The sequence below is a fragment of the uncultured Lutibacter sp. genome (assembly GCF_947495725.1).
In the GTDB taxonomy this organism is placed as follows: domain Bacteria; phylum Bacteroidota; class Bacteroidia; order Flavobacteriales; family Flavobacteriaceae; genus Lutibacter.
On sequence record NZ_CANLZZ010000003.1, the window covers coordinates 316,276 to 340,165 of the forward strand.

General features: G+C 28.7%; 22 protein-coding genes and 1 riboswitch. Of the genes, 9 read left to right on the forward strand and 13 right to left on the reverse strand.

Annotation, left to right across the window (positions count from 1 at the left end):
• Positions 1-22: 22 nt before the first annotated feature.
• Positions 23-1,249, reverse strand: coding sequence for a hypothetical protein (locus tag Q0776_RS08365; protein WP_298367003.1), 1,227 nt, complete (start codon positions 1,247-1,249; stop codon positions 23-25).
• A gap of 102 nt (positions 1,250-1,351) precedes the next feature.
• Positions 1,352-2,749: an outer membrane protein transport protein gene (locus tag Q0776_RS08370; protein ID WP_298367005.1), complete on the reverse strand. Its 1,398-nt coding sequence runs from the start codon at positions 2,747-2,749 to the stop codon at positions 1,352-1,354.
• A gap of 277 nt (positions 2,750-3,026) precedes the next feature.
• Here Q0776_RS08370 and Q0776_RS08375 point away from each other — a divergent pair, with 277 nt between their 5' ends.
• The gene (locus tag Q0776_RS08375) at positions 3,027-3,548 is read left to right on the forward strand and encodes a hypothetical protein (protein WP_298367007.1); all 522 of its coding nucleotides are present in this window, start codon (positions 3,027-3,029) and stop codon (positions 3,546-3,548) included.
• Positions 3,549-3,595: 47 nt separating this feature from the next.
• On the opposite strand, the gene Q0776_RS08380 is transcribed toward Q0776_RS08375, so the two are convergent.
• Together Q0776_RS08380 and Q0776_RS08385 are read right to left on the reverse strand one after the other, a co-directional pair.
• Positions 3,596-4,663: a DUF5074 domain-containing protein gene (locus Q0776_RS08380; protein ID WP_298367010.1), complete on the reverse strand. Its 1,068-nt coding sequence runs from the start codon at positions 4,661-4,663 to the stop codon at positions 3,596-3,598.
• Positions 4,664-4,666: 3 nt separating this feature from the next.
• A complete protein-coding gene (locus Q0776_RS08385; RefSeq protein WP_298367012.1) occupies positions 4,667-6,526 on the reverse strand; it encodes a TonB-dependent receptor in 1,860 nt (619 codons plus the stop codon).
• Positions 6,527-6,547: 21 nt separating this feature from the next.
• Positions 6,548-6,754: riboswitch (cobalamin riboswitch) on the reverse strand.
• A 67-nt stretch (positions 6,755-6,821) separates the two neighbouring features.
• On the opposite strand from Q0776_RS08385, the gene cobU reads away from it, so the two are divergent.
• From cobU to Q0776_RS08415, 6 genes are all read left to right on the forward strand, one after another.
• Positions 6,822-7,325 carry a bifunctional adenosylcobinamide kinase/adenosylcobinamide-phosphate guanylyltransferase gene (gene cobU / locus Q0776_RS08390; RefSeq protein WP_298367015.1) on the forward strand — a complete coding sequence of 168 codons (504 nt, stop codon included), beginning with the start codon at positions 6,822-6,824 and terminating at the stop codon, positions 7,323-7,325.
• Between the two features lie 9 nt (positions 7,326-7,334).
• Positions 7,335-8,372, forward strand: coding sequence for a nicotinate-nucleotide--dimethylbenzimidazole phosphoribosyltransferase (gene cobT / locus Q0776_RS08395; protein WP_298367017.1), 1,038 nt, complete (start codon positions 7,335-7,337; stop codon positions 8,370-8,372).
• A gap of 135 nt (positions 8,373-8,507) precedes the next feature.
• Positions 8,508-9,149, forward strand: a complete 642-nt coding sequence (locus Q0776_RS08400) for an adenosylcobinamide-GDP ribazoletransferase (RefSeq protein ID WP_298367021.1) — start codon at positions 8,508-8,510, stop codon at positions 9,147-9,149.
• Positions 9,134-9,682: an alpha-ribazole phosphatase gene (gene cobC, locus Q0776_RS08405; RefSeq protein WP_298367023.1), complete on the forward strand. Its 549-nt coding sequence runs from the start codon at positions 9,134-9,136 to the stop codon at positions 9,680-9,682. Before Q0776_RS08400 ends, cobC begins: the two co-directional genes overlap by 16 nt.
• Before the next feature lie 9 nt (positions 9,683-9,691).
• Positions 9,692-10,810, forward strand: coding sequence for an ABC transporter substrate-binding protein (locus tag Q0776_RS08410; protein ID WP_298367027.1), 1,119 nt, complete (start codon positions 9,692-9,694; stop codon positions 10,808-10,810).
• Between the two features lie 9 nt (positions 10,811-10,819).
• On the forward strand, positions 10,820-11,383 hold the full coding sequence (locus tag Q0776_RS08415; protein WP_298367030.1) for a hypothetical protein: 564 nt from the start codon (positions 10,820-10,822) through the stop codon (positions 11,381-11,383).
• 72 nt (positions 11,384-11,455) lie between these two features.
• Here the strand turns inward: Q0776_RS08415 and typA are convergent, their stop codons facing one another.
• Both typA and rocD read right to left on the reverse strand, forming a co-directional pair.
• The gene (gene typA, locus Q0776_RS08420) at positions 11,456-13,225 is read right to left on the reverse strand and encodes a translational GTPase TypA (RefSeq protein WP_298367032.1); all 1,770 of its coding nucleotides are present in this window, start codon (positions 13,223-13,225) and stop codon (positions 11,456-11,458) included.
• A 298-nt stretch (positions 13,226-13,523) separates the two neighbouring features.
• A complete protein-coding gene (gene rocD, locus Q0776_RS08425; protein WP_298367035.1) occupies positions 13,524-14,759 on the reverse strand; it encodes an ornithine--oxo-acid transaminase in 1,236 nt (411 codons plus the stop codon).
• Between the two features lie 266 nt (positions 14,760-15,025).
• Between rocD and Q0776_RS08430 the strand changes: the two genes are divergently transcribed.
• The gene (locus Q0776_RS08430; RefSeq protein ID WP_298367038.1) at positions 15,026-15,445 is read left to right on the forward strand and encodes a c-type cytochrome; all 420 of its coding nucleotides are present in this window, start codon (positions 15,026-15,028) and stop codon (positions 15,443-15,445) included.
• A 157-nt stretch (positions 15,446-15,602) separates the two neighbouring features.
• Here the strand turns inward: Q0776_RS08430 and Q0776_RS08435 are convergent, their stop codons facing one another.
• Both Q0776_RS08435 and rpsA read right to left on the reverse strand, forming a co-directional pair.
• Complete coding sequence (locus tag Q0776_RS08435; RefSeq protein ID WP_298367040.1) at positions 15,603-16,091, reverse strand: hypothetical protein; 489 nt, start codon at positions 16,089-16,091, stop codon at positions 15,603-15,605.
• Between the two features lie 148 nt (positions 16,092-16,239).
• Entirely contained in the window at positions 16,240-18,114 is a 1,875-nt protein-coding gene (rpsA, locus tag Q0776_RS08440; protein WP_298367043.1) for a 30S ribosomal protein S1, read from the reverse strand.
• A 230-nt stretch (positions 18,115-18,344) separates the two neighbouring features.
• On the opposite strand from rpsA, the gene Q0776_RS08445 reads away from it, so the two are divergent.
• A complete protein-coding gene (locus tag Q0776_RS08445) occupies positions 18,345-20,252 on the forward strand; it encodes a S9 family peptidase (RefSeq protein ID WP_298367045.1) in 1,908 nt (635 codons plus the stop codon).
• 101 nt (positions 20,253-20,353) lie between these two features.
• Here the strand turns inward: Q0776_RS08445 and Q0776_RS08450 are convergent, their stop codons facing one another.
• The 5 genes from Q0776_RS08450 to Q0776_RS08470 all read right to left on the reverse strand — a co-directional run bounded on the left by Q0776_RS08450 (position 20,354) and on the right by Q0776_RS08470 (position 23,723).
• The gene (locus Q0776_RS08450; RefSeq protein ID WP_298367047.1) at positions 20,354-21,106 is read right to left on the reverse strand and encodes a LytTR family DNA-binding domain-containing protein; all 753 of its coding nucleotides are present in this window, start codon (positions 21,104-21,106) and stop codon (positions 20,354-20,356) included.
• 72 nt (positions 21,107-21,178) lie between these two features.
• Positions 21,179-21,493, reverse strand: coding sequence for a 2TM domain-containing protein (locus tag Q0776_RS08455; RefSeq protein ID WP_298367050.1), 315 nt, complete (start codon positions 21,491-21,493; stop codon positions 21,179-21,181).
• Between the two features lie 60 nt (positions 21,494-21,553).
• Entirely contained in the window at positions 21,554-21,847 is a 294-nt protein-coding gene (locus Q0776_RS08460; protein WP_366139077.1) for a 2TM domain-containing protein, read from the reverse strand.
• A 67-nt stretch (positions 21,848-21,914) separates the two neighbouring features.
• Positions 21,915-23,258 carry a histidine kinase gene (locus Q0776_RS08465; RefSeq protein WP_298367052.1) on the reverse strand — a complete coding sequence of 448 codons (1,344 nt, stop codon included), beginning with the start codon at positions 23,256-23,258 and terminating at the stop codon, positions 21,915-21,917.
• A 33-nt stretch (positions 23,259-23,291) separates the two neighbouring features.
• The gene (locus Q0776_RS08470; RefSeq protein WP_298367054.1) at positions 23,292-23,723 is read right to left on the reverse strand and encodes a DUF2141 domain-containing protein; all 432 of its coding nucleotides are present in this window, start codon (positions 23,721-23,723) and stop codon (positions 23,292-23,294) included.
• Between the last annotated feature and the right edge of the window lie 167 nt (positions 23,724-23,890).

Consider the following 23,890-nt stretch of genomic DNA (forward strand, 5'->3'; position numbering starts at 1 on the left):
AATAAAAGTTATTGACAAATAATTATTTAACATTATTATATAATAATTTTAACTGATTTACAAAAATTAGGATAAGCCCAAGAACTATAAAAAAACTAAAAATTAACATAAAAATATGGAAATAAGTTATTGCTGAAATTCCTATTAAAAATGTTCCACCTTGCGAAAAAAGAAGAATTTCGGATAATAAAATACCAACTAAAAACAAATTCAATCCTATTTTAGCGAATAATGATTTAAAATTAAAGACATTGGCCTGTTTTAAAATCAATAATAAAGTAACACTCATAAATGCTAATGTAAACAAATGTAAATAGCCAATTATAAAATAAGGTTTCAACGCTATAGATTTTTTTACAAAATAAGGAAAGGATGATAATAATTGCGCTATAATTTTAAAACTAAATGCAATCATTGCATAACTTAATAAGTATTTCGCCACCAAATCCCATGTTATTAATCTAAATGTACTAATAAGAATTTTAATTAAATACCACATGGCTATTAATTGTAAAATTGCCGACAAAAGTCCAATAACATTAAATATTACTTGATCTGTGCTCCACAAAACAGATAAAAAATAAGCTGGAATACAAGCAATATTTAAAAAAATAAAAAAATATTTTTGATTTTTAATTGATAATTCGATGCTTTGTTTTTTAAGTATTTTAAATAGTATTCCAAATAGGCAAAAAACAAAAAAACCATTGTATAAAAAATGCAAATAAAAATAAACTGTATTATAATACAACTCTGTTTTACCTTGGGTAACAATTACAAATGCTAAAAACCATGTTGCTAAACTTGATATTAAATAATAATAAATTCCAAATCTTATAAATTTTGTAGAAACATCTTCGCCTTTAATATCTTTCAATAATTGAAATGATAAAACATATGTTGTTATACCAAATACTGAAAGTAATGCTATAGAAAAAGCCTTGTAACCACTTAATAAAAAACTAAATAACATTAGTGTAATGGAAATAACACTAATTGCTAGCGTAATGCTATAAACTCTTCTGATTAAATTCTCTTTTGGAATAAAATAGTTAAAAATTGCACCAATTGTGGCTAAATATCCCCAACCTAAAAAAGCTACATGAGAATGACCCTGCACTAAATTTTTGTAGGAAATAATGTTAGAAGGAAATGCAAAATTCCAACGTAAAACCAATCCATAGATTGCAGAAAATATGAATAACAAAAATGAAAACAAAAAAAGTCCTCTTGAATATTTTTGAAGCATATTACAAATAAACAAGAAAAAAAATTATTCTCTTAAATTTTGAATAAAAAAAAACGACTTCAAATGAAGCCGTTTTTTAAAATTGAGGTAATTAAAATAATTTTATTTATTAAAGGTATATGAAAAACCAAACATTATCATGCTTGTTGACATTTCATAACCAACTTCACTATTTGGAACAACTCCAAGTGGATTGCTTGTTGCATCCCAAGGTCCATCAGGCATACCATCTCCATTAAAATCAATTGCTGGTGTTGGATTTAACAAGCTACCTGAAGTTTTCCCATCACTTTTACCATAATGAAAAACTCCATTAAGTTCAAAGTTATTATTTATTTCATATCCAAACCCTAATTGAAAGGCATTTGCAATAATTGCAGTTGCTGGTGTTGAGAAAAACGCTAATTCTTCGTCTATTGGATTACTACTATATGTATATCCAACTCTTAAAGGCATTTTTTCTATTCCTTTGTATTGTAAACCAACAGAAATTATATCTATGTTTTTCCAACCAAAACCTTTAACTGCTCCGGTAGGAAATCCATTATCTGCAATCACCCAACCTTTTTCAGAAAATCCATCGGTATTTTCGTAATCTACCATTCTATAATCCAATGCAATATCAATCATTTCATTTGAGTATCCTGTACCAAAAGATAAGATTGCAGGATAATCCATATTAAATGAAGCATCTGGTGCAGATGAACCATCTAAATAAGTATTATTAAATTCCAAGTCACCAAACGATTGTGTTGTTTTATATGAAGCTCCTAACTTAAAACCTCCATCAGACTCATAAAATACACCTATCTGTGCTCCAATTCCAATTGCTGATGCTTTATCACTTACTGGATAACCTAAAGTTTGACTAGGTGATGCAATTGGGTTTGGTGCTAATTCTAATGCTCCATAATTAATAGTTGGTTGTATCCCAACAGAAAAATTATCTGAAATTTCATAAGCCCAAGTTAAACCAATTTGCAACAACATATAATCTGATTCTAAATGTCCAAAACCTCCTGCCATTTGTGGAAAGTTGATTGGATTAACAGGCGCTGATGGATCAAAATTTGGATTGCCATTTCCCATTCTATCTTGTGGATAATTATTATTTTGAGGAAATGTTACCCCAAAACCGCTAATTCCAAATGCAGAAACACCAAAAGTATGTTTACTATCTTCTTTACCCCAAACCATTGCTAAAGCTGGCATTGGAGACACACCTCTATCATCCTCAGTAACTCCAGATAATGGTCCATAAGAAGAACTTAACTCTGGTGATGAAAAGAATAAACCTAAATCAAAATTTAATATTTTGTTATCAAATGTAGAAATTGCTGCGGGGTTCCATTGTAAGGCCCCACTTATATCTATTGGCTGAGCGGTAGCAGCACCTCCCATTGACATATTAACTGCACCAACACCTTGCATTATGTGTCCAGCTTGCGCAAAAGTTGCAGTTGTAAATAATAAAACTATTAATCTTAATAAATTTTTCATAAATATAATATTTGTTTAACTTAGTTTAGTTTTCGAAAAAACATAAGCCTTGTAGCTTATTTTAGTTATCCGATAATCAAATCTAAAAAGATTCATATGGATTATTGCTGACAATTGTCATTATATTTTTTATATAGGGTTACAATTGTTACATAACTCAAGGCCTAATTTTATTTTAATTAAAAATAAATAATTAAAATTATTATATCAACAATAATGATATTTATATTGTGGATTAATAATACAAAGCATATTTTTGAATAGAAATTTATAACAAATGGACCTAGATAGAATTATTGATTTATTAAGTTATACTATACCAACAATTGTAACTGGTATAATAGCTTATTATTTTTTTTTAAATCATACTCGAAATGAAGAACGAAAATTAAAACTTTCCATGCTTAAAGAAAATCAAAAACAAGCTTTACCAATAAAACTGCAAGCTTATGAGCGTATGACCTTATTTTTAGAACGTTTAAACCCGTCTAATTTACTATTAAGAGTAACATCTATAAATAATGATAAAGATGCTTATGTTATAAGCTTAATTAATACAATTGAACAAGAGTTTGAACACAATTTATCACAGCAAATATATATATCAGATAAATGTTGGAGTGTTATTGTTGCTTCAAAAAATGCGACTGCTCAAATTATAAAAAAAACTTCAGAAGATATTTCATTAAAAAACGCTCAAGAATTGAGAGAAGCTATCTTAAAAAAAATGTTAGAAGTTGCTCCTCCGAGTAAAACAGCACTGGCATTTATAAAAGATGAAGTAAAAAATATGATATAAAAAAAGCCGCCCTTGGGCGACCTTTTTCATACTTTTTATTTAACTGATTAGTTAAAGTATATTTTTGAAGCGTTAATAGGCGCTTTTAATGTTTGAGTATTTGTTTTTGTACTTATATCAAATACTTTCATATCTGCTTCACTTGCATAATCTTTAGCATCTAATACAAATAATTCACTATTATTTACAGCCATTCCGTAAAAAGTAGTTACAGATGACTCTAATAATTCACTTGCAGGTAATGTTGTTGCCGATTGAGAAACCTCATAAACTTTACTGCCTATATTATAATATAAATTAGCTGAGTTACCTACTAGTGCACTTGGATGAATTCCTGTGTCAAATTCAAGTTTGGAAGAAATTGCATTTGATGTTGTATTTATTTTTACAATTGAAGCTAAAGTTTCATTTCCTGTCCATGCTGCTTTACCTTCACATAAAACAACTAAATTTCCTGAATTATCAATTAATAAATCATCTGGTAAATCATTTACAGTAATTTCAGTAGTTGCTTCTGTTGCAATGTTTATAACAGTTACAATATTATTTGTTCCATTTCCTCCTTTATGAGAAACAAATAACTTTCCATTAGCTTCAATAATTCTTTCAACTCCAATTGAAACCGAAATTGTACTTGTTACTTCATAAGTGTTTAAATCTACAACAGCAATATAATCATCATCAACGTCCGCTCCATATACACCTTCAGCCCAGTTTGTTACATAACCTTTATCTCCAACAATTGTCATATATCTTGGTTTTTTTAAACCAGTTGTAATTTCTCCAAGTTTTTCAAAAGTATATCTATCAACTACTGAAATTGTATTTGCGTTATCTACAACAATAAATGCTCTAGAATCATCAAAAGCTATTGATTGAACAAAAATACCTAAATCTTCATTATTTACTTTTTTATAAATAAGACTCTCTGTAGTTGAGTAATCATTTGAAACATAATAGGTAGAACCAGAAATACCGCTAAAAGTACCTTCACCACTTACAATAATTCCATTTTCATAATCACCTTTTGGTAATTGAGGTTCATCGTCATCATCACACGATACACATATTATACTTAGTAAAAATAAGCTAAGTAAGAATTTACTGATTTTCATAATTTAAAATTTATAGTTTATGTTAATATTAAAATTTCTATTAGGCATTGGTCTACTTGGTAAAACTTGGTATTCTTTATTGAACACATTGTTTACTTTTACTCCTAAGATTAAGTTCTTATTTTCTTTTTGAATTAATTTATAACCAATACCTACATTTCCAACATTGTAATAAGGTACAGTGTAATTGTCTAAATTATCTGTTGTTGTATAGATATCACCGGTAAATAAATGTTGATAAAAAGCGTTTATTCTTTTATAAGAATAGCTTAAACTACCATTTGCCAAATGCTTAGGTACATATGTCAAAAATTTATCTGTGCTTTTATCTTTAGCAATGGTATAACTGTAATTGATTGTAAAATTAAAAAGGTGTTGATTAATATACTTGTTAACAGCTGCAGTAAATTCTATACCTTTATTAACTGCTTCTGCTACATTAATTGGAGTCCAATCGTTTGGTTTTTCTGGATCTACTCCTGGAGTCCAAACAATTTTATCTTTAGAATTTATGAAGTATACACCTAGGTCTAACTTAATTTCATTGGTTTTATAACCTAAGCCAAATTCACCTTGCAAAGAAGATTCTGGAATTAAATCTAAATTGCCCAACGCTGGCCAATACAAATCGTTATATGTTGGCACTCTATAATTTTTAGACCCGTTGAATCTTACAAAAGTATTTCTTACAGGTTTTATCTCAGCACCTAACGCAAATACAAAAGGCACATTATAATCCGAATTAAAGTCTTTCCTCACCTTCGCGTTCAAAGAACCTATATTTTCAATGTTTTGAGTATAAATAAGCGATTGTGAAAATTGCTTTCTGTTTTTTTCTTCAATTTGATCTGTTTTACCCAGAATAGATTCCAATTCAGTAAATGTTTCAATACTTGAGTTTGGAGATATTTTATAGTTGAAATTGTAATTTAGTAAATATCTTTTTGATTTTCCAAAGCTATAATCGTTAAGATTCTTGTCTGCAAAATACCTGTATTCTTGAGTTAAATAAGCAAATTTAACTTCGTGGGTAAATTCATTTTTATGGTAACGATATCCCAGTAAATTTCTAAAATTAAAATCCTTATATTTTTCTTTTGCTGCAGAAGGATTTGGAAGTGTTCCTGAAAATTCTCGATTTCCATTAAATTTTGATGAAATAGCACTAATTTTACTAAAATTATTAAGTTTATAAGCAAAACCTAACGTAAAACTTAGATTTTCATAAGAACCATTTTCATTTTTTAACCCGTTAGTTCCTAACCACTTATAATCATTCTCAGATTGATTGTAAGAAACTCCAATTTTTGTGGCTATTTTCTCATTACCGTATGAAAATTTGTATAAATTACTATAAGTATTAAAACTTCCTACTGAAGAAACTAGTTGATTATTAAAATGTTTTCCAAAACGTAATTGATCATTTAAATGTACCGTACCTCCAATAGCTCCTGATCCAAATTCAATACTTCCACCACCACTTCTAACATTAATATTATCAATTAAATTTACAGTTAAAGCATTAAAACCTGTTTGTCCATTGTTAATAGAATTTATATTAATTCCGTTCCAAACAACCACAGTATTTGAAGAACTTGTACCTCTAAAACTTGGTGAACTGGTTCCTCCCGAACCGTATTCTTTAATATAAATTGGCGTATTATATCTCAATAAGGTTGTGAATGATTCCGTATTTTTTACAATTACAGAATCTGATAAATTTAAAACTTTATACCCTTTGGAATGCTTTTGTAGTTTTACCGAACTTAAGTTTACAACTTTTAATTCTTGAATACTATCTAACTGAGCAAAAGATTTGCTTCCAACCAAAAAAATAAAAACTAATAGTATATATTTCATCATAATAACCTTTCTCCCGAAAGTTTTAATTAATTAGATTTTGGCAGGTCTCCTGGCTTGCGTATTGTTATTTACCTTCCCGTTATAAACAGTGGTTTAAGTTTTAATAACAACCGTCGATTTTACCGACTAAGCTTACAGTTGCGGGAACAGCGTTGGATTTTAACCAACTTCCCTTTTAACTCGTTTTATGCGAAATAAAATTCGAGAACCATAATCGGCTGCAAAAATAATTAAATAAGATTAATTAGTATCATTATTTCATTAAAATATTACATTTGCTGAAATTTTAAACCCTATGATATATTATATAACCGGTGGAGAACGTTCTGGAAAAAGCAGCCACGCCCAGAAACTAGCTGAAGGTTTAAGTGATAATCCCTACTATTTAGCAACATCAAGAATATGGGATAAAGATTTTGAAAAAAGAGTTAAACGACATAAAAATGATCGTGATGAGCGTTGGACAACCATTGAAGAAGAAAAAGAAATTTCAAAAGTAATTCCAAAAAATTCTGTTGTTGTTATAGATTGTGTTACCCTGTGGTTAACAAACTTGTATTTCGACTCTGAAAACAATGTTGAAAAATCATTAGAATTGGCAACAATTGAAATTGAAAATTTAGCAAAATTAAACAGTCAAATTATCATTATTTCAAATGAAATTGGAATGGGTGTTCACGCCCAAACACATGTTGCAAGAAAATTTACTGAATTACAAGGTTGGGTTAATCAACGTATTGCAAATAAAGCCGATAAAGCCATATTTATGGTTTCTGGATTGCCACTTACTCTAAAATAAAACTTAACAATGAATACATTTAAAATTACCTCAAACAATACAGATTTATTAGAACAAATTAAACATAAAATAGATTTTAAAACAAAACCAGTAGGCTCTCTTGGTTCACTAGAAACTATTGCAAAAAAACTTTGCTTAATTCAAGATACTTTAAACCCTAAGTTAACAAACCCTACAATGCTGGTATTTGCTGCAGATCACGGTATTACGGCAAATAAAGGTGTTAGTCCTTATCCACAAGAAGTAACCGCTCAAATGGTTTTAAACTTTTTAAATGGAGGGGCTGCAATCAATGTTTTTTGTAAGCAACATAATTTTAACTTAAAAATTATTGATGCTGGTGTCAATTTTAATTTCGAAGAAAATCCAGCACTAATTAATGCAAAAATTGCTAACGGAACAAAGGATTATTCTAAAGAACCTGCAATGAGTAAAGAACAATGCTCTTTAGCAATTGAAAAGGGTGCGGAATTAGTTGAAAATAGTTATAATAATAAATCTAATTGTATTGCCTTTGGAGAAATGGGAATTGGAAATACTTCGTCTGCTGCGTTATTAATGAGTACTTTTACAAACATTCCTATTGAAGATTGTGTTGGAAAAGGAACAGGATTAAATATTGAAGGTGTTACCAAAAAAGCTAAAATTCTAAAATCAGTTCAAGAATTACATGGAGACTGTGATAATGCATTTGAAAACTTACAAAACTTTGGTGGTTTTGAAATTGCAATGATATGTGGTGCAATGTTAAAAGCTGCTGAATTAAAAATGACTATTATTGTTGATGGTTTTATTGTTACTTCAGCATTGTTAGCTGCGAATTCAATAAATCCTAGTATTTTAGATTATTGCTTGTTTTCACATGTTTCAAACGAACAAGGACATAAAAAAATGCTTGAATTTTTAAACGTTGAACCAATTCTTCATTTAGGACTTCGCTTAGGAGAAGGAACAGGTGCTGCAATTGCTTATCCAATAATTGAATCCGCAACTAATTTTATGAATGAAATGGCTAGTTTTGAAAGTGCGGGTGTAAGTAACAAATAACGAATGGTTTAAATTATGCTAAAAAAAGAACTGAATATCCTATTCACGGCAATAATGTTTTTTACACGAATTCCGTGTCCAAAATGGATTGATCATTCATCAAAAATTCTAAATAAAAGTACTTAATATTTTTCTTTGGTTGGTATTATTGTAGGTGGTTTTGGAGCTTTAGTATATTGGGGGATTTCAATAATACTACCTCAAACTATTGCCATTCTTTTTAGTATGATTGCTACAATTTGGTTAACAGGTGCTTTTCATGAAGATGGTTTTGCTGATGTTTGTGATGGTTTTGGTGGTGGTTGGACAAAAGACAAAATATTAACCATAATGAAAGATTCTCGTTTAGGAACTTACGGAACAATAGGCCTAGTTGGAATGCTTGTTATTAAATTTACAGGATTATTATATTTACCAAGTCAATTAATAATTACGCTAATTGCTGGTCACAGTGTGAGTCGTTTTATAGCTTCAATCTTATTGTATTTATATCCATATGTTAGAGATGATATTACTAGTAAAGCAAAACCAATGGGACATGCACAAAAAATCTCTATTGTTATTTGGAATGGATTTATTGGTATAATTCCTTTGTTTTTTTATAGTTCTTATTGGGTATTTTTAACTATTATTCCACCTTTTATTTCTATGTTATTATTAGGAAGATTTTTTAAAAAATGGATTGGAGGACAAACAGGAGATTGTGCCGGAGCAACACAGCAAGTTGCAGAAGTAGTTTTTTATTTAAGCTTATTAGTTTTATGGAAATTTATTTAATTAGGCATACAACACCTAGAATAGCAAAAGGAATTTGTTATGGACAAGCAGACTTGGATGTAGCCGCTACCTTTGAGAAAGAAGCTTCAAGCATTTTAAGTTCTATAAATATTTTGGAAGAAGCTAAAGTGTTCTCTAGTCCTTTGAAAAGATGTACTAAATTAGCTCAAAAATTTTCTAATAATATTAATATCGATAAACGATTATTAGAGTTAAATTTTGGTGATTGGGAATTACTTAAATGGGACGAATTACCACAACCTGATTCCGATATTTGGATGAATGATTTTGTAAATGTAACTGTTACAAATGGCGAATCGTATAAAGATTTAGCTAAAAGAGCAAATGAAGCATTTACTGAAATTATTTCAAGTCCAGAAAAGCAACTTATTATAATAACGCATTCAGGTGTAATTAGAAGTATTCTTTCTAGAATTAACAATATAAATTTAAAAGATTCATTTGACATTAACATTCAATATGGACAAGTATTTAAACTTTATAAGCAACAAAATTTAATTACCCTTATATAGACAACAATTATGAAAATTTACAAACTTACATTTTCAATTTTTTTAATAGCCACTTTAGTAATTTCGTGCAATTCAAAAGTTTCAAATAAAATACAAGAAACAAGTAATTCTAATATTAAATATGCTCACGGTTTTGAAATTTTAAAAAATGGTACTAAAAAAACCTTAATTATTAAAATGCCCTATCCAGGAGCTATAGAAGAATTTAGATATAATCTAGTTTCTAAAAAGCCTTCGAATAAAAATGAATTACAAACTCCAGTTAATTCAATAGTTGTAACTAGCACCACTCATATTCCTGCATTAGAAATGTTAAATATTGAAAATAAATTAGTGGGATTTCCAAACACTGATTTTATTTCATCAAAAAAAACCAGAGAATTAGTAAAACAAAATAAAGTAGTTGAATTAGGTCATCCAGATCATATTAACACAGAAACTTTACTAGACTTAAATCCTGATATTGTTATGGGGTTTGCCATTAACAGTAATAATAAAATGTTCGAAACTATTGAAAAATTAGGAATTCCTGTTTTATTTAATGGAGATTGGCTAGAAGAAACACCACTGGGTAGAGCAGAATGGATTAAATTATATGGAGTACTTTTTAATAAAGAAAAAGAAGCCGATAGTATTTTTAAGGTTATTGAAAAAAATTATTTAGAAGCAAAAGAAATTGCTAAAAAATCAACAATTAAACCTTCTGTTATGTGTGGTGGGTTATATAAAGATGTTTGGTATTTACCAGCTGGAAATAGTTTTGAAGCGGCTTTTTTAAGAGACGCTAATACAAATTATTTATGGAACAATTCTACGGGTAAAGGAAGTTTATCTCTAAACGTTGAAAATGTATTTGAAAAAGGAAAAGATGCCGATATTTGGTTATCTCCAGGCTTTTACAAAACACTAAATGACCTTGGAGAAGAACATTTTATTTATACAAAATTAAAATCATATAATTCTAAAAACATATACTCATATAATAATACAACTGGTGAAACTGGAGGTGTTTGGTATTTTGAATTAGCTCCTACCCGACCAGATTTAGTGCTAAAAGATATTATAAAAATTGCACACCCCAATTTATTACCTGATTATGAATTTACTTTTTATCAAAAATTAAAATAATTACAATTAATGAAAAAACTTCGACCAAAATCTAATATTGATGATTTGTGTTACCCATATATTTATGAAGACTCTTTATTATGCGATTATGAAATTTTAACCGATGATTTAACGCGTATGGTTGGTTGGGCTATTAATGATTTAGCTATTTTAAGGGAAAATTATTTAGAAAATGAAGAACTTAAAAATTTAGAAAATCAATTAAATTGGATATTGCCTCTTTGTTTTCATTTAAATGGATCTATTAGAGGAAAACTTGCTATTTCGGAAAAGGATCATCTACAATTATTAGAAAATTATAGAAATTTAAAAGTTCTAACTGAAAGTTCAATCTCTGGATTTGTGTTGCCAGGTGGAGAAAGTCCGGTAGGTATTTTAAATAAATGCTCTTCAATTAGCAAGAAAGCAATTAGGTTAATGGTTAAAATACATAATGAAGAACAAAAAGAAGTTCCTGAAATTTTACCAAAATTTGCAAATGTACTTTGCAATTACTTTTTTACTGCAACTATATTAATAAACAAAATTACTGGTTTTAAAGAAACACCTTTTATTAGTAAAAGTTATAAGTAGAAAAATTATTATATAAAAAAACCGACTAAAATTAATTTTAGTCGGTTTTTTTTATGCATTATAAATCTCTTTTTATCTAAAAGATATTTTTCTCATTCTTAAACTTTCAGGGGTTACCTCTAAATATTCATCATCTTTAATATACTCCATACATTCTTCAAGAGAATAATCGATTTTTGGAGCAATTTTTACACTATCATCAGTACCTGATTTACGAACGTTTGTTAACTTTTTACCTTTTATTAAGTTAACAGCCATATCTTCTTGTTTGTTATTTTCACCAACAATCTGACCTTTGTAAATATCTTGATTTGGATCTATAAAGAACTTACCTCTATCTTGTAATTTATCAATTGAATACGCTGTAGCTTTACCTGTTTCTGCAGAAATTATAGCTCCATTATTCGATGTTCCTAATTCACCTTTATAAGCATCAAAACCACGTAATCTATGGTTTATTATTGCTTCACCAGCTGTTGCCGTTAAAATTTTATTTCTTAATCCAATTAAACCTCTAGAAGGAATATCAAATTCTAAATGTAATAAATCTCCTTTTGGCTCCATTACCAATAAATCTCCTTTTCTTAGCGAAACTAAATTTATAGCTTTACTTGAAGATTCTTCAGGAACATTGATTACTAAGGTTTCGTAAGGTTCACATTTAATGCCATCAATTTCTTTGATAATTACTTGTGGCCTTCCAACCTGTAATTCGTAACCTTCTCTTCTCATTGTCTCAATTAAAACCGATAAATGCAAAATTCCACGACCAAAAACGTTGAATTTATCTTCAGTATCAGTTTCCTCAACTCTTAAAGCTAGGTTTTTTTCTGTTTCTTTAAATAAACGATCACGTAAGTGACGAGAAGTTACATATTTACCTTCTTTACCATAAAATGGAGAGTTGTTAATTGTAAACAACATACTCATTGTAGGTTCATCAACTTTTAATCTTGGTAATGGTTCTGGATTTTCTAAATCGGCAATTGTATCTCCAATGTCAAATCCTTCAATTCCGGTAATAGCACAAATATCTCCACTTCTTACTTTATCTGTTCTATCTTTTCCCATTCCTTCAAAAGTATGTAATTCTTTAATACGTACTTTTTTAGTTGATCCATCTGCTTTGCAAAGCATATAATCTTTTCCTTCTACTAAATCACCTCTAAATACACGTCCAATAGCAATACGTCCAACAAAAGAAGTAAAATCTAACGATGTAATTTGCATTTGAGGAGTACCTTCATGATAAGGTGCTTCAGGAATATTTTCTAAGATTGAATCTAATAAAGGAATAATATTATCTGTTTCTTCTTTCCAATCATAGTTCATCCAACCATTTTTAGCTGAACCATAAACAGAAGCAAAATCTAATTGTTCTTCAGTAGCATCTAAAGCAAACATTAAATCAAAAACTTTATCGTGAACAATGTCAGGAGTACAATTTTCTTTATCAACCTTATTTATAACCACAATTGGTGTTAATCCAAGTTCCAAAGCTTTTCCTAATACAAAACGAGTTTGTGGCATTGGTCCTTCAAAAGCATCTACTAACAATAAAACACCATCAGCCATTTTTAATACACGCTCAACTTCTCCTCCAAAATCCGCGTGACCAGGTGTATCTATAATATTAATCTTTACATCTTTATATGTAATTGAAACATTCTTAGATAAGATTGTTATTCCACGTTCTCGTTCCAAATCATTATTATCTAATAATAAATCTGTACGTACTTTGCGCTCATCTAATATATGAGCTTGGTCAATAATTTTATCAACCAATGTAGTTTTACCGTGGTCAACGTGAGCTATAATTGCTATATTTCTTATACTTTTCATGTTCTGATTTTTAAAGCGCTGCAAAAGTACTTGTTTTATTTGGTTTATTGTAATAAAATATCAATAATGATACTTTAAATAAAAAAACACCTACAAAAACTTAATATTTTGAATGTCAATATCTTACTTGGTATTATTTAAGTTTTCTAAATATTTAACCAATTGATTACTATTAATAGCACATTGTAATTATAAAAAAATCCGACTCATTTTTTTAAAAAATAATGTTCTTAATTGTATTTAAAGCAATAAAAAAAGCGACAAAATGCCGCTTTTTTTTATACTAATTTTCAAGTTTTTAAAACTCAGAAATAGTTTTTTTAATTATTTCTACACAATCTAATAATTGCTCTTTATTCATAACTAATGGTGGGGCAAATCGAATAATGTTACCATGGGTAGGTTTAGCTAATAGACCATTATCTCTTAACTTTATACAAATATCCCATGCTGTTGAACTATCTTCACTGTCATTAATTACTATGGCATTTAATAAACCTTTACCTCTTACCAGTTTTATTAAATCATTTGTTTCTATAAATTTTCCAAGTTCTGATCTAAATAACTGCCCTAATTCCTCTGAATTTTTAGCTAATTCTTCATCTTTTACTACTTCTAAAGCTGCAATTGCAACTGCACAAGCTAATGGATTACCACCAAAAGTTGAGCCATGTTGGCCAGGTTTAATTACATCCATAATTTTATTGTTCGAAAATACAGCCGAAACAGGATATACTCCACCGCTTAATGCTTTTCCTAAAATTAAAATATCAGGTTTTACATTTTCATGTTTAACCGCTAATAATTCTCCAGTTCGTGCAATCCCGGTTTGAACCTCGTCCGCAATAAACAATACTCCATATTTTTCACACAATGCCTTTGCCTTTGATAAATATCCTTCAGAAGGTACATATACTCCGGCTTCACCTTGAATTGGCTCCACTAAAAAACCAGCAATGTTTTTGCTCGATTTTAAAGTTTCTTCTAAGGCATCTAAATTATTATATGCTATTTTTATAAATCCTTTTGTATAAGGACCAAAATTTCTTCTTGCATCTTCATCGTTTGAAAAAGAAATAATTGTAGTGGTTCTTCCGTGGAAGTTATTTTCGCATACTATTATTTCTGCTTCATTTTCTGCAATTCCATTAACTTCGTACGCATATTTTCTACATAATTTTATTGCCGTTTCAACTGCTTCTGCACCAGTATTCATTGGCAAAACCTTATCAAATCCGAAATACTCTGTAACGTATTTTTCGTATGCTCCCAAAACATCATTGTAAAATGCTCGCGACGTTAATGTTAATGTACTTGCCTGATCTTTAAGTGCTTTAATAATTTTAGGGTGGCAATGTCCTTGATTTACAGCTGAATACGCCGAAAGAAAATCATAATATTTTTTTCCTTCTACATCCCATACAAATACTCCTTCTCCTTTGCTTAAAACCACAGGTAAAGGATGGTAATTATGAGCTCCATACTTATTTTCTAATTCGATTGCTTGTTTTGATGATAGTGTTTCTGAAACCATCTTAATAAAAAGTTTAAAAATTGATTTTATCAATTCCTTCTTTTAGGAGAGAAATCATCCGATATATAAGCGTGCAAAATACAAATTATTTAGAAAATTAACTATTTAGAAAATAAATATAACTATCCTATCACAATACAATCTTAACAATTATTAACATAAATTAATAATTCAATTTTTTTCACGTTTTTTTGTCATTAAAATCACACTTTGTTAAAATTAAATCGATAAATTTGTTACAATCAAAATTAATTAAATTTAAAAAAATGAAAAAATCAGTTTTAGTGTTAGGTTTGGCTGCTGTAATTTTTACTAGTTGCGGTGAGAAAAAGAAAGAAGAAGTAAAAAAAGAAGTTGAAACAAAAGTTGAAGAGGTAAAAAAAGAAGTTAAAGAAGTTGTAGTTGATAATCTTGAATTAGGAAAAGAATTATTTACTTCTAAAACTTGTTCTACTTGTCATCAAGCAGATACAAAAGTTATTGGGCCTTCAATTAAAGATATAAATAAAATATATGCAGAAAAGAATGGAAACATTGTAAAGTTCTTAAAAGGAGAAGCTGAGGCAATTGTTGATACTGATCCAGGTCAGGTTGCAATTATGAAAGCAAACTTGGATGGTTTTGTAAAAGATCTTTCAGGCGATGAACTTGCAGCTTTAGCAGCTTATATGCGTTCTATTAAGTAATTTTTCTGAGTTTTCACAAAATTTACTATTTAATAAAAAAACCTTTAATAGCTTAAAAACTATTAAAGGTTTTTTTATCACCTATTTGTTATGCAAAAAAAAGTATTTTATAAGATATTAAATTTGGCTCAAAAGTATATTTAATACACTACCTATATTATTTTATTAAATTAAAATAAGGAGTTGTTTCATCATAAAATCCATTTTCATCTATATTATCTGATATTTTCCATAAAACTTTTCCATTAAACCAAATTGTATCATAATTTGATAAATAATTTTTACTACTATGGTTTATTTCAATGGTGTCAGTACTATTGCTGTTCCATCTAACATAAGTAACAGGTCTTTCTTGATTTTGAGATTTGTTTAATTCAATATCAATTCTATAATTATTCTCATACTTTTTAAAACGAAAACTATCTGGTTGTCTTTTAACCTCTTCATTATCAGAAAGATAAAATACCCCAATCCCACTTAAATAATTGGAATTTCCTGGATTTAATAAATCCTTGTTTTCAGAATTATAAACAGAAAACAATATATGTGATGCTCTATAATACGGTATAGCACGTTCCCCATCTTCATCTTGTGAATTACATCCCAAAAATGTTATAATTGATAAAACTATAATAAATATTTTCATAAACTTAATTTTCCTACTAAAGTAAAAATTTGGCAAACTAGATATAATGATATTTATTAGGTTAATTAACTTTTTTAATGTGTTTATTTAAAACAAAAAAACTGCATCATTTCTGATGCAGTTTTAAATTTATAAATGTTTTGGGCTTTTATTTCCCTTCCATTTTTTTCTTTAATGCAGCTAAATCACCACCTAAATCTCCAAGAGTAGTTTTATCTGCAGATTCAGCTTTTTTCTGAACTGATTTGATATTTTTCTCTTCTTGAGCTTTAAATATTGAAGTATGAGAAGCTACAACACGTCTAAATTCTTTGTTAAATTCAATAACTTTAAATTCAGCTGTATCTCCTTTTGCCAATTTAGTTCCATCTTCTTTAGTGGTAAAACGGCTAGGAACAAATGCTTCAACACCATCTTGTAAAGTAACTATTAAACCTTTATCGCTTTTATCTTTTACAACTCCTTCGTGAATTGAATCAATTGAGAATGTTGCCTCGTGAGCATCCCAAGGGTTTTCAGTAGTTTGTTTGTGACCTAAATTTAATTTACGTCCTTCAACATCTAATTCTAATACTTGAACTTCTAATTTATCTCCAACTGAAGTGAAATCAGATGGGTGTTTAATTTTCTTAGTCCAAGAAAGGTCAGAAATATAAACTAATCCGTCAATTCCTTCTTCTAATTCAACAAAAACACCAAAGTTAGTGTAGTTACGTACAGTACCTGTATGTGTAGAACCAACTGGATATTTTTCAGCAATATTATTCCAAGGATCTGGGTGTAATTGCTTAATACCTAATGACATTTTTCTTTCTTCTCTATCTAAAGTTAAAACTTGAGCTTCAACTTCGTCTCCAACAGATACAAAATCTTGTGCAGAACGTAAATGTGTAGACCATGACATTTCAGAAACGTGAATTAATCCTTCAACTCCTTGAGCAACTTCAATAAATGCACCATAATCAGCAAGTACAACTACTTTACCTTTTACGTTATCACCTACTTTAATAGACTCGTCTAATGCTTCCCAAGGGTGCGCATTTAATTGTTTCAATCCTAATTGAATTCTTGTTTTCTCATCATCAAAATCAAGAATTACAACATTTAATGCTTGATCTAATTCAACAACCTCACTTGGGTGGTTAATTCTAGACCATGATAAATCAGTAATGTGAATTAAACCATCAACACCACCTAAATCAACAAATACACCGTAAGAAGTAATATTTTTAACAACACCTTCTAATACTTGTCCTTTTTCTAATTTACCAATAATTTCTTTTTTCTGAACTTCAATATCAGCTTCAATAAGTGCTTTATGAGATACAACAACGTTTTTAAATTCTTGGTTGATTTTCACAACTTTGAACTCCATTGTTTTCTCTACATACTGATCGTAGTCTCTAATTGGTTTTACATCAATTTGAGAACCTGGTAAGAATGCTTCAATTCCGAAAACATCTACAATCATACCTCCACGAGTTCTACATTTTACAAAACCGTTAACTACTTCACCTGTTTCGTGTGCATTATTTACACGATCCCAAGCTTTGATAACTCTTGCTTTTTTGTGTGATAATACTAATTGTCCAGTACTATCTTCTCTTTTATCTACTAAAACTTCTACAATATCTCCAACAGCTAAGTTAGGATTGTAACGAAATTCGTTTAACGAAATAACACCTTCTGATTTTGAATTAATGTCAATAATTGCTTCACGGTCAGTTTTTCTTACAACTGTTCCATCAATTACTTCTCTTTCATTAACTAAACCTAAAGTACCTTCTAAGGCCGCTTCAAATGCTTTAATGTTTTCTTCGTCTACAGCTTCAATTCCTTCTTCGTATTTGTGCCAGTCAAAGCTTTCTAAGAATTCTTCAGGACTAACCTTCACTTCTTCCACTTTTTCTTCTTCAACTACAGGTGTAGCTTCTTTTTTTGCTTCTGCAGGTGCAGCAGCTTCTGTTTTTTCAACTTTTGGAGCATTTACTTGCTCTTCAGTTTTTTTTGTTTCTTCAGACATATTGCTGATGATTAAATTTTGTATCTTATTGTTTTACAGATTTTTAAACGATAAAAACGCAAAGAGATTATTTATATAAATTTAAATAAAATTCCTTTTTAAATCTGTTCTCGTAAAAAGGAGTGCAAATTTAGTAAAAAGTATTTGAAATAACAACATGTATTTGAGTTATTAAAAATTTAATTCACTAAAAATCACTACCTTGTGTTAATCTAAAAAAACTAACAATTATGAAAAAAATTATTTATTATTTATTGTCAATGCTACTAATAGCTTGCAATAACGAGCCAAAAGAAGCTGATAATTCAGTTCAAAATTTAAAAGAATATTCTATTAATCAATTTATGGACAATGAATCGGTTTATGGCGGAAGCTTCTCCACAGACAAGTCTAAATTACTTGTAACCAGCAATAGAACAGGAGTTTACAATATGTTCACTGTTTCAACAAAAACAGGCGAATTTATTCCAGAATCTAAATCAGATAGCTCTTCTGTTTTTTCAATTTCATATTTTCCAAATGATGATAGAATTCTTTTTAGAATGGATGACAATGGAAATGAATTAAATCATATCTATATGAAAGATTCAACTGGAATAACTGATTTAACCCCTTTTGAAGGGTCTAATTCTAGATTTTACAGCTGGGCAAAAAATAAAGAAAGTTTCTTTTTTGGATCGAATAAGAGAGATGAACGCTATTTTGATGTTTATGAGATGAATATCTCAACTTTTAAACCAGTATTGTTTTATGAAAACTTAGAAGGTTATAATTTTAATGGAATTTCTAACGACAAACAGTATTTAGCACTTAGTAAAACTGTGAATACAAATGATAGTGATTTGTTTATTTATAACTTAAATGATAAATCTTATACAAAAATAAATGACATTTTAAGTTCAAATTCAGCTGCAGATTTTAGCCTTGATAGTAAAGATCTATATTATACAACAGATGTAGATTCTGAGTTTGCATACCTTATGAAATACGATATTGAAACAAAAACTAAAGAAAAAGTTATGGAAAAATCTTGGGATATTACCTCAAGTTATTTTAGCGAAAATGGAAAATATCAAATAACTTCAATAAACGAAGATGCTAAAACAAAGGTTTTTATTAATGATATAGAAACAGGAAATGATATTGAGTTACCAACTTTTGATAATGGAAGTGTTATTGGTGTTGGTTTTTCAAGAGATGAAACCAAAATACGCTTTTATGTGGGTGGTTCTAACTCACCTTACAATTTATATATTTATGACATCGCTAGTAAAGAAGTTCAAAAATTAACTGATGTTTTAAATAAAGAAATTGAGCCAACTCACATGGTTAATTCTGAAGTGATTCGATTTAAATCGTTTGATGGTGTTGAGATTCCTGCAATTTATTACAAACCTCATCAAGCAAATAAAAACAATAAAGTTCCTGCTTTGGTAATGGTTCATGGAGGTCCTGGAGGACAATCGGGTCAGTATTACAATCCCTTAGTTCAATATTTAGTAAATCATGGTTATGCAATTTTAGCCGTGAATAATAGAGGAAGTAGTGGTTACGGAAAAACATTTTTTCAAATGGATGACTTAAATCACGGTGATAAAGATTTAAAAGATTGTATTGAAGGAAAAAACTGGCTAGCTGCACAAGAAATTATAGATGCAGAATCTATAGGTATTATGGGAGGTTCTTATGGTGGTTATATGACTATGGCAGCATTAACGTTTACTCCTGAAGAGTTTGACGTTGGTGTTAATTTATTTGGTGTAACAAATTGGCTTAGAACTTTAAAAAGTATTCCGCCTTATTGGGAAGCTTTTAGAGATGCACTGTATAAAGAATTAGGAGATCCGTATTCTGCAGATTCGGTTAGATTACGTAAAATTTCTCCGTTATTTCATGCCGAAAATATTACAAAACCTTTAATTGTATTGCAAGGAACAATGGATCCAAGAGTTTTAAAAATAGAATCTGATGAAATTGTTGCTGCAGCAAAGAAAAACGATGTTCCCGTGGAATATGTGCTGTTTGAAGATGAAGGACATGGTTTTGTAAAGAAAGAAAATCAGATAACAGCTTATGGAAATATACTTAAGTTTTTAGATACTTATTTAAAGAAATCTGAAATTCCAGTAAAACAATAAAAGTTTAAAAGGCTGTCTAAAAAGTTTTTGAATAACGTCATTCTCAATTTGAATTATATAAACTAAAGTCATACTTTTTAGACAGTTTTTTTTAAAATAAATTACCCAATCCACTCTTTAAAATCTTTTACACGTTCTCTACTCACTATAATTTCAGCTTCATTAAAATTTCTTAGAATAATTTTTAAGCGGCTATTTGTATAGGAAATAATATCTTTAATTGCATTTACATTAACAAAGTATTTTCTACTAACTCTATAAAAATGATCTGGATCCAATTTTTCTTCTAATTGCTCTAGTGTTTCCTCTAAAACATAACTTCTATTGTTTGTTGTATGAATATGCGTTGCTTTATTTTCACTAAAAACACATTCAATAGATTCTATTGAAATCATTTTTAAATGCTGTCCTATTTTAACTGTAAATCTTTTTTTATAACTTTTTTGAGTTGGAGCAATTAAATTTTTAATTTCTTGTAAGTTTATTCCAGAATTTTGATTGGTGGAAATCAATTTTTTGTATTGATCTATAGCATTTTCCAATTCGTCAGAGTCTATTGGTTTTAACAAATAATCGACGCTATTAAGTTTAAAAGCCTTTAAAGCATATTCGTCGTATGCAGTGGTAAATATTATTGCGCTTTTAACTTCAACTTCTTCAAAAATTTCAAAAGACAATCCATCGGATAATTGAATATCTAAAAACAATAAATCGGGATGTTCATTATTATGAAACCAATTTATGGCCTCTTCAACCGAATGAAGCATTGCAATAGGCTCTATATTATATTCGTTGAGCATTCTATTTAAGCGTCTTGCAGCTGGTTTTTCATCTTCAATAATAATTACTTTCATTGTTTACAATTATTTTATTTTGAATTTAACATTTTAACAAATTAGGTTTGCCTTCGTATCTCAATCACTTCGCTACTCCCACATATCCTTTTTATCTTTATCCATTAATTCCTTAATCTTTTTATCTTCCCAGTTTTTACCTAAAATAAAATTCATTCCAAACACTCCAAATGCGTGAAATACAATTCCTATTCCCCAGAAAAACAGTGTTCCGTATGAACTCCAATCTAATAAAAGACCTACTCCTTCACCTGAAATAATTCTTGCTAATATTATAAAGGCATTTACTGCTAAATAAACCATTAAATGAACATAAAACCCCTTAATTGCCTTAACTCGTTTTTGTGCTCTAATATATTTTTGATTTTCTAAATTATTATTTTCCATTGTATTATTGTTTTTATTGTTGGCTAAAATTTAAACCTATTTTTTATTATAAATAGCTAATTAGTTATTGAATCTATCTTTATCCATTAGTTCTTTTATTTTTCTATTTTCCCAATCTTTTCCAAAGATTAGATTATGCCCAAATACACCAAATGCGTGTGATATAATTCCAATTCCCCAACCTAACATTGGCCACCAAAACCATTGATAACTTGGTGATGTTTTTAAGTTAATAAATACTAAAAAAGGGATTACCAAACAGTAGGACAATAAATTCCAATAAAATCCTTTAATCTCTTCAACTCTTTTTTTAGCTCTTATATACTTTTGCTCTTCAGTAAAATCCGTTTTCATTTTTTTGTTTTTTTATGATTTCTATTAGAATAAATGCTGTTTTAATTAATTTAATAATTAAATAGAATTACTCCCAATATTGTTTTTTGTCATTTTCCATAAATTCTTTAATCTTTTTTTCTTCCCAATTCCTTCCTAAAACAGAGTTATAACTAAAAGCTTTAAATCCTTGAAAAACCATTCCTATTCCCCATCCTAGCATTGGAAACCAAAACCAATGAAACTGAGGAACAAATTTTAAATTTATATAAATTAACATTGGAATAACAAGGCAATAAGCAATAATTCCACTGTAAAAACCTTTGATTTCCTCTACTTGTTCAACAGCTCTCATATATTTGGAACTTTCTATATTATTTGATGATTTCATAATTTTTGTTTTTTGAGTTAATAACGGCAATTTTACCGTAAATTTTTCTGAGTTTTTTTCTATAAACACTTTTTTAAGTGTAATTAAACTATACCTATCAACTATGTTTTTTAACCCTACTTTTGTTCCTCTTTCAAGCACAGTTTTAGGACTGTAATTATTTGTAATTATTAAATAACCTTCTTCTTCAACAATGGAAACTTTTAAAGGGTTTTCTTCTGAAACTACATTATGTTTTATTGTATTTTCTAACAAAAGTTGAAGCGATAATGGTATAATTTTTAAATTAGGGTTACTTGCTTTTTCTGGAATTTCAAAGGTTACTGCATTTTCAAAACGCATTTTTAATAATTCCATATATGTTTTTGCAAACTTTAGCTCTTCATCCAAATCAATTAAATCTTTACTTTTTTGTTCCAAAACATACCTATAAACTTTTGATAGTTTCGTTGTAAATTTTTCTGCTTGCTTTGGATTTTCTCCAATTAATGAGGTTAAAACATTTAAACTATTGAATAAAAAATGTGGATCTATCTGACTTTTTAACGATTCAAATTTGGCTGTTTCGGTTTTTGCTACAATTTGTTGTTCTTTAACTTTCTTTTCGGTTAATGCCTTATAAAAGAATATTGCGTGAAAAACAAGACTTGCAAATAAGGTTACAATTAAACCAAACAGGTAATACGTTTTTGCATTACTATCATTAAAAAAATTTTCAACTGGCTTACCTAAAATTAAAACCATAGTAACAAATCTTAGCAGCACCAAACCAATCATAGTAAGAGTTACCGAGACAAATGCCCCAATAATTAACCTATATTTTGAATGATCTTTCCAAGTAAATTTAGTCTCAAGAAATTTAAAAAAATATCCATTAATAGCACTAAGAACAAAAGCATACATAAAATGAATTCCAAAAACTAATATTAAGTCATTAAGCGGTATATTAAAACCTCCGTTAAAAACCACTCGCTCAATAATAAATATGATTATGGCAATTATAAACGAAATTTTTAATAAGGATTTTAAATCTGTTTTCATCTTATGGAAGGTATATTTAATGGTAAGTGCAATTTAAAATTTAATTTCCAAAACAACATCCTCATTTAATAATTCAAATTTAGAATTTTCAAATTGTGGAGGACCAAAACTTAATGAATTGTTAGATGTTCCATAATTTTCTTTAGGCATACCATTTAATTCAAAATCCATTTTTTTATTTTCATTTTCATCGTGAAAACAAATAATTGCATATTGACCATTTCGCACATTTTCAAAAATTACGGTGCTTTTTCCATTTTCAATTTTTGAAGTTTTTGCTTGTAATGGCTGTTTTCTAAAATTTTCTTTATCAAAAAGAGCAAAATTAGCAGTTCCATCATCGTTTAATGCATTTACAATAGACACTGTAATTGAATTAGTTTTTTCAATATTTAAATTGGTTGAATTTTGACCTAAAATTATAGTAGAAAATAATAAAGCCATTGTTAAAATTACATGTTGCATAATAAATTGTTTTTAGATTAATATTTTATTTACACTTCAAAATTGTGGATTTTATATGGTTCTATAAATTTTAACTTACCGAATTGTATTTTTTGTACGACGAATTGTAATTTTTAATTTTTAATCATTATTTCACATACTGTAAATACAATAATTTCAATTTTTAA